This is a genomic window from Mesonia sp. K7 (assembly GCF_003233725.1).
GTDB lineage: Bacteria > Bacteroidota > Bacteroidia > Flavobacteriales > Flavobacteriaceae > Mesonia.
Window position 1 is genome coordinate 16,062 of record NZ_QKQV01000020.1, and the last position, 14,593, is coordinate 30,654.

The following is a 14,593-nucleotide window of genomic DNA, read 5'->3' on the forward strand; positions in this document are numbered from 1 at the left end:
TAAGGTAAAGCTTTACTGTGAAGGTCTGCGAAATGCTACTTGTCAACTGTAGGCAAAATTATATTTTTTAGTCTCCTTCCATTAAGCTATCCATCTCCTCTTATTCTTATAATCACTTCATTTATCTTTTCCCTAAATATTTTAAAGAAAAAAAGACATTTATAAAATGAGAAGAATAAAATCAATTGTAAAAGTAATCTCTAGGCGAATTAAAGTTTACGGCAAACCTAAAATATTTTGTATTGGTCTAAATAAAACAGGGACAACTTCTCTAGAAAAAGAAATGCTTGAACTAGGATTTATTGTTGGCAACCAAATGAAAGGAACAAAGCTTCTTTATGATTGGTCAAAAAGAGATTTTAACTTATTGAGAAAACTCTGTAATTCTGCTGAGTTTTTTCAAGATGCTCCTTTTAGTTATCCTTTTACTTTTATAGTGCTGGATCAAATGTTTCCAAATTCCAAATTCATACTAACAGAAAGAGATAATGCTGAGGTGTGGTATAATTCATTAACAAAGTTTCACAGTAAACTGTGGGGTGATGGATTAAATCCACCTACTATACAAGAGCTTAAAAAAGCTCCTGGTCCAAACCCAGGGTTCAGATATGATTCTATGACTTTAGTTAAGAATGTACCTTTAGATCAACCATATAAAAAAGAGGTGTTAATTGATTACTATGAAACTCACAACAAATATGTAAAGGAATATTTTAGGCATACTAAGAATAAGCTACTAACCATTAATGTATCTATACCTGAAGATTATAAAAGGTTTTGTGACTTTATTGGGAGGAAAACTGAAAAATCAGAATTCCCTTGGGAAAACAAAACCAAAAATCTATGATCCCCGTAACCAAACCATTTTTACCGCCCCAGAACGAATACCGCGCCTATCTTGATAAGATTTGGGAAAGCCAATGGCTCACCAATATGGGGCCTTTATCTAAAGAATTGGAGTTAAGACTGGCCAACCACTTGAGGGTTAATGAGGCCTTATTTGTGACCAACGGTACCATTGCACTACAGATGGCTATCAAAGCACTTGATCTAACAGGTGAAGTTATTACCACTCCTTTTTCTTTTATTGCGACCACAAGTAGTATCGTATGGGAGGGATGTAGACCAGTCTTTGTAGATATCGATAAAGAAAGTTTAAATATAGATGCCGCTAAAATAGAAGCAGCTATAACTTCTAAAACACAAGCTATTTTGGCAACCCATGTATATGGTAACCCTTGTGATGTAGAGAAAATACAAGCAATAGCTGATAAGTACAATCTAAAAGTCATATATGACGGTGCCCACGCTTTTGGCGTAAAGATTAACGGAAAATCCATATTTGAGTATGGCGATATTAGTACCTGTAGCCTACATGCTACCAAGTTATACCATAGTGTAGAAGGGGGTCTTGTATTTGCAAAACGCAAAGCGGTGTTTAAAAAATTAAAATCTATTCGTAACTTTGGCTTTGCCGGACCAGAAGCATTTGACGAACTCGGAATTAATGGAAAAAACTCTGAATTTCATGCAGCTATGGGACTGGTCAATTTTAAATATATTGATAAAATTCACCAAAAAAGAAAAGCCCTGACGGAAAAATATGACACACTACTGTCTGAAGCAAATGTGCAAAAACCAAGCTGGTATCAAGAGGCAACACAAAACTATGCCTATTACCCAATTTTATTAGATAGTGAAAAGTATCTATTAAAAATTTTGGAAAAATTTAAAAAAAATAATATTCAGGCACGTCGCTATTTTTACCCTTCTTTAGCTAACAGTACTCCCTACTTGCCAATTCAAAGTTTTGAAGTAACAGATGATATTGCTAAAAGAGTGTTATGTTTACCTCTATTTTATGATTTAATGAGTAAGGATATAAAAGTTATTTGTGAAATAATAATAAAAACCTTTAAATAAAATGAAAAACACTCTATTTAAAGTTGGGGATGTAATAACCGAAAGTAAAATTTTTACCCTTCAAGATGTACAATTATTTGCTGAATTGACGGGAGATTTTAATCCAATTCATTTTGATGAAAATTATGCGCGAAAAACAATATTTAAAAGACCATTAGTTCATGGACCATTAGTTATAACATTACTAACCACCCTGTTTGCAAAAAAAATGCCTGGTCCTGGCAGTGTATATTTAGGTCATGAAGTCAAATATTTAAATCCAGTTTACCACAATGATAAAATCATAGGAAAATTAAAGCTGATAGAGATAACAGAAAAAGGGCATTATATAATTGAAACTACTTGTGAAAAAGAAAATGGAGATATAGTTATTAATGGTTTGGCAAGATTAAAAAAATTTTAAAAGATGGGGTTTCTTTCAAGAAAGCAATTAAATCAAATTGGATTTGCTACTGTGGGTGAAAATGTCTTAATTTCAGATAAATGTTCAATATATAATCCTCAGAAAATAGTTATAGGATCAAATGTAAGAATAGATGATTTTTGTATTCTTTCCGCAGGAGATGGAGGGATAATTATTGGTAATTATGTGCATATAGCTTGTTATGTATCACTAATCGGAGCAGAAACCATTAAGGTTTCCGATTTTGTAGGTATAAGTTCAAGAACTGCAGTGTATTCTAGTAGTGATGATTACTCTGGTAACAATTTAGTTGGACCAACTATACCAAGCATATTTAAAAAAGTAGATAATCGAAAGGTTACTTTTGAAAAGTTATCGTTGATAGGTGCGAATTGTGTCATTTTACCTGGAGTTATAGTTGGTGAAGGTACGGCAGTAGGAGCATTGTCTTTAGTTATAAGAACATTAGAGCCTTGGGGTATTTACATTGGCAACCCCTTAAAATTTATAAAACCACGAAGTAAAAAGATGATTGATTACTTACAACATTTTAGTTAAAATATGAAATAATTTTTTTTATTTGTGTGATTTTTGATTGGATAGTAAAAAACTACTTTTATGAAAATAACCTACTGAATAGGATCAATATTTTTGTAGTCCATCCAAAATAATTATACTCCTGTTTTTATATTCGAATATTAATCAACAACTTAAGTAATGATTTATATAAAAAAACATACATTAATTCTTAGTGTAGGATTCTACTATCCAAATAAAATAATATTAGTCTTTATAAATTTCTCTAGAAAGCTTTAACTTAAGTCTATTGGAAATTATCTTGTGTTTATAATATAGAAAATAAAAGAAATTAAATTTTAATTACTTACAAATTATTTGAAAAAAAAAGATGGTTGTTTAAAAAAAACATACCAAATACCAAATAAATTTGTTTCAGTTGGTACTACCATACATTATAAAAAAGACTCGATTAATTTTTAAAATGAATTTAATAATTAATTATCAATACTAAATGAAGAAATCAAAGGTCATACACCTGCATACAGATATTAAGTTTTTATTTAATACTGAAAATTTTGAGGGAGATTTTTTTGATAACATAATTATTTTTATCGGTGAAGAGGGTAATCGTGAGTTGTTGGATAAGAACCTTTTTTTTATTGAAAAAGCAGTAAATAAGATTCCTGAAATATTGAGGCTATGTCAATCCGCAGAATTGGTAGTGCTCTATGATTTAGATAGCTTTAAACAACAACTTGTTTTAAAATTTCCTGACACCGTAAAAATTGCTTGGCGATTTTTTGGGTATGAACTCTACGCCAAAAGACCCGACTTGTTCAAAAGTGAGTTGTCGAGAAAACATGACTTACTTTCTTTTAAAAAAAGAAATAGACGTAAACTGTCTTTTTTGTTTAAATATATGCGTAGCGGTAATAATTATTCTCAACGCTATAATCGTGTGTTAAATAGGATAGATTATTTCTTAGCATTAAGTAATGAAGAGTATCAACTGTTAAAACAATATTGGATTAATCTCCCCACATTTGTTAAATTGCCTCACTTCCATTACGACAAGAAATTAGTTGAAATTGATTTTCAAAAAAAAGAAATGGAAAATCCATTGATTATCGTTGGAAACAATCGATCATCATACAATAATCATTTAGATATTATTGATTTAATTGAAAAATATGAGAATAGGCAGAATTACAACTTTACACTTTTTTTCAATTATGGGGCTGTTGGGAAGTATGCTAAAAAAGTAATGGAAAGGACTAGAAATAATAACCACTATACTTTAATAACAAATTTTTTGGATAAGCAAAATTTTGTGAACACTTACCAAAAAGCAACAGGATTGGTTATTAATGGATACAGACAAATGGCTGGAGCAAATATATATATGGCATTAAAACATGGTGTAAATGTATACTTAAATAACAAAAACGTACATAAGCAGTTCCTTGAAAATCAAGGCTTTAAAATATTTTCCATAGAAGATTTCGAAACTGACCTAAAAAACAACAATTTAGGTTTAGATAAAGAAATGGCATTAAAAAATATGGAAAACTTTAAACGGTTTAGTGAAGCATATACAAAGGAGGATTTTCAGAGGCAGTTATCACAATTGTTAAAGGCACATTAGCCACAATTAGAGTATTTATTAAAAATGTACTCAAGTTCTAAATTTTATATAAAATATGAATTCTTGGCAAAGCGAGGAAAAAACAGATCAAGCAATAAAAATAATTTTATTTTTAATATCTCCATTTATAGCAACATTCTATGCGTTGCGGAACCTCAAGACAAGATCTTCATTTTTGATATTCTTTCTTTTTGCAGTTTTCTTTGGGATGTCTTTTACCGTAGATTTAGGAAAAAATGAAAGTAGTAGTTTTGATGGGGCAAGTTACCGGGAAAAATTTGAACGCTATATTTACTATTACAACGAAACCGATTTTATAACGAGTTTAGATAACTTTCTTTATTTAAATGAAGGTGCTAAAGATTATTACTTTTTTTCACTATCGTATTTTGTTTCACAAATAACCAACAATTACCATGTGTTGTTTATGGTTATCGCCATCGTATTCGCTTTTTTTGCACTTAAATCCCTTAAGTTTTTAGTATTGGAAAAAAACTTTCAAACTAATTTTGGTGGGTTTGTATTATTGTCTTTATTTATGATCAATGATATTTTTAATATCAACGGGGTACGATTTTGGACCGCAGCTTGGGTAGGGGTATATTGTATCTTTCAAATTTTTAGAAATAACAATAAAAAATATTTTTTATTGGCAGCAATAACCCCTTTTATTCATGTGGCTTTCTGGATTTTTTTAGTAGTCATGATAGGAGCATATTTTTCTAAAAAGACGTCTAAGCCATGGATTATATTATTTTTTATTAGCTTTTTGGTATCGAATATATCCGTAGAGTTGGTAAGAGGCTTAATTAATATCTTACCTCCCGTGCTGGCAAATATGGCTGAAGCTTATACTGATCAAGGCTATTTAGCAGAACAACAAAGTAAAGGAAGTGGCTTTATTTGGGTAACGGAAATATTTCGATTTTTGGTGAAATTATATATGAATGTGATGGTGGCTTTGTTTATTCATCATGCAAATACAATTTCAGCAAACCCTAAAACCAAAAAGCTTTTTTCTTTTTTGTTGATATGGATGACCTTTGTTAATTTTACGACACCCATTCCTTCCTTAGGAGGGAGGTTTATGGTGATGGCTTACCCTATCATTGCCTATATCTGGTTGGTGAATTTTTATGGGAAAAAATATCAGAGATTATTATACCTAATGCCTTTTGTGTTTGTGATGTTTTTTTACGTAAAAGTAATATTATATAAAGGTGTAACCGATCTTTCATTTTATGTTTCTAGTCCTGTTTATTTAATATATAAACACATATTATAAGTATATAAGCATATGAAAATAGTTATTATTTCAAAAAATTGCTATCCAACGCTTGGACCAAGAGCCCATAGAACAACAGAATTAGCAAAAGAATTAGCAAGAAGAGGATACAAAGTAATTGTATATGCTTTGTTAGGAGATTATGATTATTCAAAAATTAGTAACGAAACAGGAGTAGAGTTCAAAAATTTAGGAATATCAAAATTAGGAGTGGCAGACAACACCGGATATTATAATAAAAAACTATGGGCAAAGGCAACAAGAAAGCTTTTTGCAAAATGGATAGAAGTACCAAATATTGAGTTAATGTCATTGGTTAAAAAAGCTTTAAAAAGAGAAAATCATATAGATTATTTAATAACAATAGCTCATCCCCATACAATTCATTGGGGAGCTGCAAGATTTCTAAAAAAAAATAAAAAAAGTGTAAAGTTTTGGGTAGCAGATTGTGGTGATCCATTTATGAAAGATCCTTATAATTATCGTCCAGCTTATTTTAGCAATTTTGAAAAGAGTTGGGGTAACATCTGTGATTATATTAGTGTGCCTGTAGAAACGGCGAAATACGCATATTTTAAAGAGTTTAGAGAAAAAATAAGAGTAATACCACAAGGGTTTCAGTTAGATAATCTAAAATTGGCTGATTATTCTGTAAATAGAATAAAAACTTTTGCATTTGCAGGTAACGTATACCCTGGCTTAAGAGATCCTAGTGCTTTTTTAGAATACCTCTGTGATTTAGAAATGGATTTTAAATTTGTAGTCTATACTAAAAAAAATGCGATATTTAAAAAATATAAAAATAGATTAGGCAATAAACTTGAAATTAGAGATTATGTTCCCAGAGCAAAATTATTATATCAATTATCAAAAATGGATTTTTTAATTAACATAAAAAATATTTCATCTGTACAGCAACCAAGTAAGCTAATTGATTATGCCCTTACCAAAAGGCCTGTTCTTGAAATCACTTCACAATTTGCAGAATTAAAAACTTTCAATAAGTTCTTACAAGAAGACTATACTAATCAATTTATTTTTAAAAATATTGATAATTATGATATTAAGAATGTGACAAACCAATTTTTAAAACTATATAACTCTCAATCATGAAAAGAAAACTATGTCTAATTTTATATTATGGGTTAGCTCGATATTTACCTAAAAGTAATTCTTTTTTTCTGGGAAAATTATTTAAAAAATTTAGGTATATATTATGTAAAAATATATTTGAATATTGTGGGAAAAATGTAAATATACAACGGATGGCATTTTTTGGGTCAGGAAAAGGTATTAGAATAGGAGATTATTCGGGTTTAGGTATTAATTGTAGAATACATAATAATACGGTGATAGGAGAAAATGTTATGATGGGTCCCAATTGTTATATGATGGCTAATACCCATCTTTTTGATAGAACGGACATAGCTATGAGATACCAAGGAAGAAAGGAAATGCCAGATCAGGTTATTATCGGCAATGATGTGTGGATTGGTAGAGATGTGATGATTATTGGTAGTAAGCAGATTAAGACGGGAACTATCCTGGGTGCAAGATGCGTGTTGACCAAAGAATTTCCAGAATACTCTATTATTGGAGGAAACCCAAGTAAACTCATTAGAAGCAGAAAATGAAAATAGCAAGAATTTTTACAGGGGATAGCAATAATAGAAAAGGAAAGTTCAATAATATTTATGAAAGGATAAAACAGCTTAAAACACTAGAAAATATAGAAGTTGATGTATACCTCATTCAATATGACTATAGTAAGCTTTTTAAAAAATTAAAAAATATACAAGTCAACAGAGAAGAGTACACCACAATAGATGGAATTGTTTTTAAAAATATTTGGGTAAAACTCTCATTAATGGAATACCTATTGACCCATCGCTTAAAACTAAAAGATATTGCCTGCAAGAATCAATTATTAAAATACGTTTCCTTATTTGAAGACTATTCCCTTCTCTCTGTACATGATTTATTGAGTTCTCACTTAGCAATGTTAGTAAAAGAAAAATATAAGATTCCTATGGTGGTAACTTGGCATGGGTCTGACATTAATAAGTATCCATTTGCTAATAAAAAAACTTTTTTTACAGTAAAAAAAATATTGAAATATGCCGATTTTAATTTTTTTGTAAGTAAGAGACTAAAAACACTGTCAGATACAATTATTAAATCAAACAATAAATCTCATCTTTATTCAGGGCCATCAGAACGTTTTGACTTAAAATCGACAGATGAAAAAAATAAAATAAAAAAAGAAATAAACATTAAAACAAAAAATGTCGTAGGATTTATAGGGAACCTCAAACCTATTAAAAATGTACTGACATTACCATCGATATTTAAGAATATTCAAGATAGAATTTCAGATACTTCTTTTATAGTGATAGGCGACGGTCCTTTATTCGAGAAATTACAAAAAGAGGTTAAAAGCCTCAATATTTCAAATGTCATTTATCTGGGCAAATTAGCACCCGAGAATATTCCTAATTATATGGCTATATTAGATGTATTGCTTTTACCTAGTTTAAGTGAGGGGATGCCAAGAGTGACTCTTGAAGCTCAGTCTTGTGGAGTTCACGTGGTAGGCTCTAATGTGGGAGGTATTCCAGAGGCAATAGGAACAGAAAATAGTTTTTCTTTGAATGAGAATTTTGTGAAAAATGTTGCCAATAGAGTTGTGGATATGTTTGTTAACAACGAATTACCTAAAAAACTTTCAGAAGAGTTTCATTGGGACAAAACTATAGAAAAGGAAATAATGACTTATCAATCAATCTTAAGCTTATCTAAAAAAAGCAATAAGATAAATATAATTCAAGAAAATTAATGAATATTAAACATATTATCTATAGTGCAGATGTAGATTTATCTCTTCCTAATGGTCCAGGAGTAAATGAAAGAGAATTTGTAGGATCTATTAATAGAATTTTTGAGGACAAAATCACTATTTTAATACCAAAGCCAAAAAATGCTGTTGTTGAGCTTACGAAACATTTTAATAATAAAAATAAAAGAGTATTTTACTTTTCCAAACGTACGATTAACCCCATATTATTCTTAATTAAGCAAATTAAAATATTCTTTAAGCTTAGAGAATTATATCAAAAGGAACCAAAAGAAGAAGTGTTTTTTGTCTTTAGAGCTATTCTATTTCCATTAGGTTATTTTTTATTTGTAAAACTATACGAACCACAATATGCTTTGCGTATTTGTGGTGATGGAACGTTTCCTTTTCTTAACAGAAATTTATTTCTTAAGACTATATTCAAGCCTATTAATAAAAATATAATGTCCTTATTATATAGAAATGCAGTGGCTTGTGATGCAGTTACCAAAACACATGTGTTTTCTCTTGAAGAAAATTTTAAAGGTAATTTTTATCAAATAGATAATGGGGTAAATACAGAGAGGTTTAGACCTATGGATAAAAACCAATCTTTCCTTGAAAATTTAGGTTTTACACAAGAGGATTTTATAATTGGTTATACAGGAAATTTTCCACACATAAGAGGAGGGGATGAAATAGTAGAAGCATTTAATTTTTTAAAGAAAAATAGAAAATTAAAGTTCAAAGCAATAATTGCAGGTGATGACGGGGGAGTTAAGATCTTACAAGATAAAATTAATAATTATAAATTAGAAAAGGAAGTAAAACTGATAGGAAAAGTTGAATTTTCAAAAATGCCTCTTATAGTGAGCCATCTAGATTTAGGAGTATCTTTTTTAGATAAAATCTATAGAGGCGCTTCTGAACAAAAAGTTAGGCAATATTTAGCATGTGGAGTTCCTGCAGTAGTATCTCCAGGAGGTAGCGAATTTGTTGAACAAAACGGAATAGGCAAAGTAGTTGAACACTTAGAAGGAATAGATAAAGTAGCAAATGCATTTCTTGATTTTTCCACAAAGGAAAAAGATGAAAAAAAGTATATGTGTAAAAGGGCTAGAAATTATGCCATACAAAATTTATCAATTGATAAACAAAACTTATTGAGGCTCTCGATATGGGAAAAGAACTTAAAGAAGAAATAATATACATAGCAGGCTACGGAAGAAGTGGTTCAACCCTGTTGGATATTATTCTTTCTAATGCTAAAAATAGTTTTACATTGGGCGAAATAAGTAACGTTTTTAATGAAAAAGAGAATATAACCGATAATTTTTATGCAACTATTTTAAAGAACACCTTACTCAATCTTTCCTACAGCGATTCTCAAATAAAAAAAATTAGACATGCAGATCAGTATTTTTACTTATACAATGAAAAGTATCCCGCGTTATGGAAAACTTTTTTAAATAAAATAAATTCTAATCAAGAGATTAAGTATTTTATCGATTCTTCAAAAACCACTTGGCAAACATTGTTTAGACCGCTTAATCTTAAAAAATCGGGGTTTGAGGTGAAAATTATTTTTTTAAAAGCCTCCTACTCTAAAGTATGGAAATCTACCTTAAAAGGTTCTAATAAATCCCTCCAAAAAAGTACACTTCCTCGTCAAAAAAACATATTATTTGCGGTAAAATCATTGATTTCAAAATTTTTAATAGATAGTCTAACTTCCTGTGTTTATTCAAAGAAAAATGTGGTGAAAATCAACTACGATGATTTAATAAATAAGCCTCATGAGACGATAAAAAGAATCGAATTGAAATTGGATATAGAACTTGAAGAATTAAATCAAAAAATAAACCAAAATAAATATTTGGTAAAAGGGGGTTATTTGGGAAATAGATTAAGAAAAGAAAATACATATATCAGTATTAATAAAAGTCAATAAGATTATGATGAAAAAAAAGCTGATACGTATTACTACCGTACCTCTTTCCCTAGAAAAGCTTTTAGAAGGGCAGCTTTCTTTCATGCAGAAGTATTTTAAAGTCACAGCGATAGCTGCAGACGCTCCTCGCTTAGATAAATTTGGAAAAGAAAATAAGGTTGCTGTATTTCCCTTGGAAATGACACGGCAAATTACCCCGTTAAAAGATTTAAAAGCCTTACTGAAATTATATAGGTACTTAAAAAAAGAAAAACCAACAGTCGTACATACCCATACTCCAAAAGCAGGCATTTTAGGTATGTTAGCATCAAAATTAACAGGAGTACCTATACGCTTACATACCGTAGCCGGTTTACCCTTAATGGAAATAACAGGTAAAAAACGTTGGTTGCTTAATCAAGTTGAAAAGTTAACTTATGCTTGCGCTACAAAAGTATACCCCAACAGTACGGGTTTGTATGATTTTATACTGAAAGAAAAGTTTACCTCTCCTAAAAAATTAAAAATTATAGGACAGGGTAGCTCTAACGGTATTGATACCGATTATTTTTATCCTAAGATATATGATGATCCGCAAAAAGAAAGTTTACGAAAGGAATTAAATATTAAACAGAATGACTTTGTATTTGTATTTGTAGGTCGTCTAGTGGGTGACAAAGGCATCAACGAATTGGTTTTGGCCTTCACACATATCTCCGAGAGCAGAGTGCCAACTACCACACACAACTCACCACTCTCCACTCAAAAACTATTATTAGTAGGGCCATTTGAATCTGAATTAGACCCCCTTAAGCCCGAAACCCTGCACCAAATTGAAAACAACCCTGATATCATTTCCGTAGGTTTCCAGCAAGACGTACGTCCTTATTTGGCAATCAGTGATGCCTTGGTTTTTCCCAGCTACCGAGAAGGCTTTCCTAATGTCGTGATGCAAGCGGGAGCCATGGGTTTGCCGAGTATCGTCAGTGACATCAACGGGTGTAATGAGATCATCAACGAAGGAAAAAATGGCTTGATTGTTTCTCCAAAAAATATTTCGGAATTGCAAAAAGCAATGGATTTACTCATCCAAAATAAACCATTATATCAGCAGCTAAAAGCGAATGCTCGCCCAATGATTGTCGAGAGGTATCAACGAGAAGAAGTTTGGCAGGCTTTGCTAAAGGAATATCAACGTTTATTAAAAGAGAAGGGACTAGGGGAATAGAGACTAGTTATTAGGGACTAGTGATAAGGAATTAGTAACTAGGAGGTAAATAAAATTGAAATATGAAAACACATAAGGATCTAGAGGTTTGGAAAAGAGCAGTAAGCTTGGTGACTAAAATTTACGAGTTAACGAAAGACTTTCCAAAAGAAGAAACTTATGGTTTGACAAATCAAATCCGCAGAGCTGCTATTTCAATTCCATCAAATATTGCAGAAGGAGCTGCTCGGCAATCAAACAAAGATTTTATTCAGTTTTTGTATATTGCTTTAGGGAGTAATACAGAATTAGAAACACAATTATTAATTGCTAACAACTTAAATTTTATAAATGGGAATGATTATGAACTATGCGGTAAGCAGGTTGATGAAATTGGAAAAATGCTAATGGGTCTTATTTCGTATAGAAAATCAAAACCCTAGTCTCTAGTTTCTAATACCTAACTAATAAAATGTACAAAAGTTTTTTCAAACCCCTTATCGATTTCATCGCAGCTTTTCTAGGTTTACTCCTATTAAGCCCTATCTTTATTTTGGTATGGCTAGGATTAAGCATCGCTAACAACGGCAAGCCTTTTTTCTTTCAACGACGTCCCGGGAAAAACGAACGTATTTTTCGAATCATCAAGTTCAAGACCATGAACGATAAAAAAGATTCCTCAGGAAATTTATTGTCGGATGCCAAGCGGCTCACACCAATTGGGAAATTTGTACGTAAAACCTCTTTAGATGAAATCCCACAACTCATTAATGTATTGAAAGGAGATATGAGTTTAATAGGTCCAAGACCCTTGTTGCCCCAATACCTCCCTTTATATAATAAAGAACAAAAAAAACGCCATGAGGTACGGCCGGGAATTACGGGTTGGGCTCAAGTCAATGGACGTAATGCGATTTCATGGGCTAAAAAATTTGAATATGATGTCTGGTATGTAAAAAAAATGAGTTTGGGGTTAGACCTAAAAATCTTACTTTTAACGATTAAAAAAGTATTTATTTCCGAAGGGATTAATTCTGAAGGGCAAGCAACGACTACTTATTTTACAGGCAATGACGATTAAAGAAAAACTACAACGAACGATTAGACGTTCAGAAATAGCTTATAACGCATATAAAGATCAACAACTCTATTATCAAGCTCTACGAATTTATCAGGCAAATAAACAGTTGTATAACTTTTTAGAGGCTTATTTGTTAGAATGTGAAGTTTCTGATCAAGATGATGTCTGTGAATATTTATTTCATTTAGAAGATTGGATGAATCAATTTAGGGAACATGAAGAAAAAAATAAAAATTATACCTCAGTTTTCGTTTTTGAACGTTGGAAAGGAGCCATTCCTTTTCCTAAAGAGTTTGTAGAAAAGTTAAAGAAGTAAGATATGAAGTATGCTTTTGCAGGAGATCGTCAGATTGGCTGTAATATTTTAAAATATTTGATAGAACAAGGTTATGAACCTTCAGCTTTGTTGGTTAGTCGTGGTAAAAATGAAAGTCATGCTGAAACGCTAAGACAAATTTCAAATTTACCGGAAGAATATATTTTTAGCGGGAATAGTTTTAAGGAGAAAGAAAATATTCAAAAGCTAAATGATTTAAGCATAGATTACATTATAGGTATTCATTTTCCTTATATTATACCAACAGAAGTATTATCAATTCCCAAAATAGGATTTTTAAATCTTCACCCTGCCTATTTACCTTACAATAAAGGATGGCATACACCAAGTTGGGCCATTTTGGAAGGCACCCCTTATGGAGCTACTTTGCACTTTATGTCAGAAGACTTAGACGAAGGTGATATCATCCATCAAAAAGAGTTGCAAGTAGATACTGACGACACGGCAAACTCATTATATCAAAAAGTACTCACCTTAGAAGAAGAGGTTTTTAAAGAAGCACTAGAGGATTTGGTTAGCTTAAAACCTAAAAAAAGCAAACAAACTCACGCAGGCACCTCCCATATAAAAAAAGATTTAGAGAAAGTAAAGGAATTAAAGCTTGAGGAAAAATATACAGCGAGAGAGATTTTAGATAAGATTAGGGCATTAACAACAAATAAGGATAGTGAACTTGCTTTTTTTGTTGAAGATGGTAAAAAAGTAGGGGTGAGAGTAGAGTTTATTCTCTTAGAGGAAAATTAAATTTGATGTTGCTCAAACGCACCTTCGATATCATCATTTCGATACTGGGGTTAGCCGTAAGTTTACCCCTTTTTTTGTTTTTATAATCATCATCACCATAGAAACCACAACACAACAAATCTATATTGCACTTAAGAAGTGCAAAAAAATAAAAAGTATGCACTATAGTAGTGCAGATTTTTAAACTAAAAGCAGTATGTTCATAAGCTCAACCCAATACCCATGAAAAAACTTCTATTTTTCCTTTTGATCGCGGGCTCACTCCTCAGTTTTGGGTTTTCCCTTCCGACTATACCTGTAAACCATAGCCACGTTCAGCCTGTTACAGAAGTCGTTTACATCACCAAAACAGGAAATAAATATCATAAAAGTAGCTGCCGTTACCTCAAAAACTCCAAAATCAAGACTACCAAAACAGAAGCCAAAGCAGCGGGGTATACCGCTTGTAAAGTCTGCAAACCCTAAGTGTCTGGAACTATAAAATAAAAAGGACTGCCCTTATAAGACAGCCCTTTATCAACTTCAATCTATACTAAACCTACTCATTTTTTTTCCAATACTTATTGATCAGTAAGGTAACGATAAAACTCACCACCGTACCTAAAGCGGCAAGGATTAGAATATAACTCTGTAAAAATTGTGATAACGGATGAAGTAGAAGAGATGATTTCTCATAATATTTTTTA

General features: G+C 31.2%; 17 protein-coding genes. All 17 read left to right on the plus strand.

Going from position 1 to position 14,593, the window contains the following annotated elements; genetic code table 11:
- Window positions 1–166 precede the first annotated feature (166 nt).
- The 17 genes from DNG35_RS11485 (at window position 167) to DNG35_RS11565 (ending at window position 14,372) form a co-directional block, all read left to right on the plus strand.
- Window positions 167–847: a sulfotransferase gene (locus tag DNG35_RS11485; RefSeq protein WP_111129315.1), complete on the plus strand. Its 681-nt coding sequence runs from the start codon at window positions 167–169 to the stop codon at window positions 845–847.
- A complete protein-coding gene (locus tag DNG35_RS11490; RefSeq protein ID WP_111129352.1) occupies window positions 844–1,923 on the plus strand; it encodes a DegT/DnrJ/EryC1/StrS aminotransferase family protein in 1,080 nt (359 codons plus the stop codon). Before DNG35_RS11485 ends, DNG35_RS11490 begins: the two co-directional genes overlap by 4 nt.
- A 1-nt stretch (window position 1,924) precedes the next feature.
- The gene (locus tag DNG35_RS11495; RefSeq protein WP_111129317.1) at window positions 1,925–2,326 is read left to right on the plus strand and encodes a MaoC family dehydratase; all 402 of its coding nucleotides are present in this window, start codon (window positions 1,925–1,927) and stop codon (window positions 2,324–2,326) included.
- Between the two features lie 3 nt (window positions 2,327–2,329).
- Window positions 2,330–2,884 carry an acyltransferase gene (locus DNG35_RS11500; RefSeq protein WP_111129319.1) on the plus strand — a complete coding sequence of 185 codons (555 nt, stop codon included), beginning with the start codon at window positions 2,330–2,332 and terminating at the stop codon, window positions 2,882–2,884.
- A gap of 472 nt (window positions 2,885–3,356) precedes the next feature.
- Window positions 3,357–4,490 (plus strand): hypothetical protein, encoded by a 1,134-nt coding sequence (locus DNG35_RS11505; RefSeq protein WP_111129321.1) that lies wholly within the window; start codon window positions 3,357–3,359, stop codon window positions 4,488–4,490.
- 55 nt (window positions 4,491–4,545) lie between these two features.
- Window positions 4,546–5,775, plus strand: a complete 1,230-nt coding sequence (locus tag DNG35_RS11510; protein ID WP_111129323.1) for an EpsG family protein — start codon at window positions 4,546–4,548, stop codon at window positions 5,773–5,775.
- A 12-nt stretch (window positions 5,776–5,787) separates the two neighbouring features.
- Entirely contained in the window at window positions 5,788–6,888 is a 1,101-nt protein-coding gene (locus DNG35_RS11515; protein ID WP_111129325.1) for a hypothetical protein, read from the plus strand.
- Between the two features lie 317 nt (window positions 6,889–7,205).
- Complete coding sequence (locus tag DNG35_RS12285; protein ID WP_233494486.1) at window positions 7,206–7,409, plus strand: hypothetical protein; 204 nt, start codon at window positions 7,206–7,208, stop codon at window positions 7,407–7,409.
- Window positions 7,406–8,611: a glycosyltransferase gene (locus DNG35_RS11525; protein WP_111129330.1), complete on the plus strand. Its 1,206-nt coding sequence runs from the start codon at window positions 7,406–7,408 to the stop codon at window positions 8,609–8,611. The genes DNG35_RS12285 and DNG35_RS11525 overlap by 4 nt, the downstream gene beginning before the upstream one ends.
- Window positions 8,611–9,813 (plus strand): glycosyltransferase, encoded by a 1,203-nt coding sequence (locus DNG35_RS11530; protein WP_111129333.1) that lies wholly within the window; start codon window positions 8,611–8,613, stop codon window positions 9,811–9,813. The genes DNG35_RS11525 and DNG35_RS11530 overlap by 1 nt, the downstream gene beginning before the upstream one ends.
- On the plus strand, window positions 9,786–10,559 hold the full coding sequence (locus DNG35_RS11535) for a sulfotransferase (protein WP_111129335.1): 774 nt from the start codon (window positions 9,786–9,788) through the stop codon (window positions 10,557–10,559). The genes DNG35_RS11530 and DNG35_RS11535 overlap by 28 nt, the downstream gene beginning before the upstream one ends.
- 4 nt (window positions 10,560–10,563) lie before the next feature.
- Window positions 10,564–11,766 carry a glycosyltransferase family 4 protein gene (locus DNG35_RS11540; RefSeq protein WP_111129337.1) on the plus strand — a complete coding sequence of 401 codons (1,203 nt, stop codon included), beginning with the start codon at window positions 10,564–10,566 and terminating at the stop codon, window positions 11,764–11,766.
- Between the two features lie 62 nt (window positions 11,767–11,828).
- Window positions 11,829–12,188 carry a four helix bundle protein gene (locus DNG35_RS11545; protein ID WP_111129339.1) on the plus strand — a complete coding sequence of 120 codons (360 nt, stop codon included), beginning with the start codon at window positions 11,829–11,831 and terminating at the stop codon, window positions 12,186–12,188.
- Between the two features lie 29 nt (window positions 12,189–12,217).
- A complete protein-coding gene (locus DNG35_RS11550; protein WP_111129341.1) occupies window positions 12,218–12,826 on the plus strand; it encodes a sugar transferase in 609 nt (202 codons plus the stop codon).
- Window positions 12,816–13,142, plus strand: a complete 327-nt coding sequence (locus DNG35_RS11555) for a hypothetical protein (protein ID WP_111129343.1) — start codon at window positions 12,816–12,818, stop codon at window positions 13,140–13,142. The genes DNG35_RS11550 and DNG35_RS11555 overlap by 11 nt, the downstream gene beginning before the upstream one ends.
- A 3-nt stretch (window positions 13,143–13,145) precedes the next feature.
- A complete protein-coding gene (locus DNG35_RS11560) occupies window positions 13,146–13,907 on the plus strand; it encodes a methionyl-tRNA formyltransferase (protein WP_111129345.1) in 762 nt (253 codons plus the stop codon).
- Between the two features lie 222 nt (window positions 13,908–14,129).
- Window positions 14,130–14,372, plus strand: a complete 243-nt coding sequence (locus tag DNG35_RS11565) for an Ada metal-binding domain-containing protein (protein WP_111129347.1) — start codon at window positions 14,130–14,132, stop codon at window positions 14,370–14,372.
- Window positions 14,373–14,593 lie beyond the last annotated feature (221 nt).

Bases quoted from the DNA above. Each gene is read 5' to 3' on its own strand.
- DNG35_RS11485 (WP_111129315.1), top strand. From the start codon at position 167: ATGAGAAGAATAAAATCAATTGTAAAAGTAATCTCTAGGCGAATTAAA.
- DNG35_RS11490 (WP_111129352.1), top strand. From the start codon at position 844: ATGATCCCCGTAACCAAACCATTTTTACCGCCCCAGAACGAATACCGC.
- DNG35_RS11495 (WP_111129317.1), top strand. From the start codon at position 1,925: ATGAAAAACACTCTATTTAAAGTTGGGGATGTAATAACCGAAAGTAAA.
- DNG35_RS11500 (WP_111129319.1), top strand. From the start codon at position 2,330: ATGGGGTTTCTTTCAAGAAAGCAATTAAATCAAATTGGATTTGCTACT.
- DNG35_RS11505 (WP_111129321.1), top strand. From the start codon at position 3,357: ATGAAGAAATCAAAGGTCATACACCTGCATACAGATATTAAGTTTTTA.
- DNG35_RS11510 (WP_111129323.1), top strand. From the start codon at position 4,546: ATGAATTCTTGGCAAAGCGAGGAAAAAACAGATCAAGCAATAAAAATA.
- DNG35_RS11515 (WP_111129325.1), top strand. From the start codon at position 5,788: ATGAAAATAGTTATTATTTCAAAAAATTGCTATCCAACGCTTGGACCA.
- DNG35_RS12285 (WP_233494486.1), top strand. From the start codon at position 7,206: ATGAGATACCAAGGAAGAAAGGAAATGCCAGATCAGGTTATTATCGGC.
- DNG35_RS11525 (WP_111129330.1), top strand. From the start codon at position 7,406: ATGAAAATAGCAAGAATTTTTACAGGGGATAGCAATAATAGAAAAGGA.
- DNG35_RS11530 (WP_111129333.1), top strand. From the start codon at position 8,611: ATGAATATTAAACATATTATCTATAGTGCAGATGTAGATTTATCTCTT.
- DNG35_RS11535 (WP_111129335.1), top strand. From the start codon at position 9,786: ATGGGAAAAGAACTTAAAGAAGAAATAATATACATAGCAGGCTACGGA.
- DNG35_RS11540 (WP_111129337.1), top strand. From the start codon at position 10,564: ATGATGAAAAAAAAGCTGATACGTATTACTACCGTACCTCTTTCCCTA.
- DNG35_RS11545 (WP_111129339.1), top strand. From the start codon at position 11,829: ATGAAAACACATAAGGATCTAGAGGTTTGGAAAAGAGCAGTAAGCTTG.
- DNG35_RS11550 (WP_111129341.1), top strand. From the start codon at position 12,218: ATGTACAAAAGTTTTTTCAAACCCCTTATCGATTTCATCGCAGCTTTT.
- DNG35_RS11555 (WP_111129343.1), top strand. From the start codon at position 12,816: ATGACGATTAAAGAAAAACTACAACGAACGATTAGACGTTCAGAAATA.
- DNG35_RS11560 (WP_111129345.1), top strand. From the start codon at position 13,146: ATGAAGTATGCTTTTGCAGGAGATCGTCAGATTGGCTGTAATATTTTA.
- DNG35_RS11565 (WP_111129347.1), top strand. From the start codon at position 14,130: ATGAAAAAACTTCTATTTTTCCTTTTGATCGCGGGCTCACTCCTCAGT.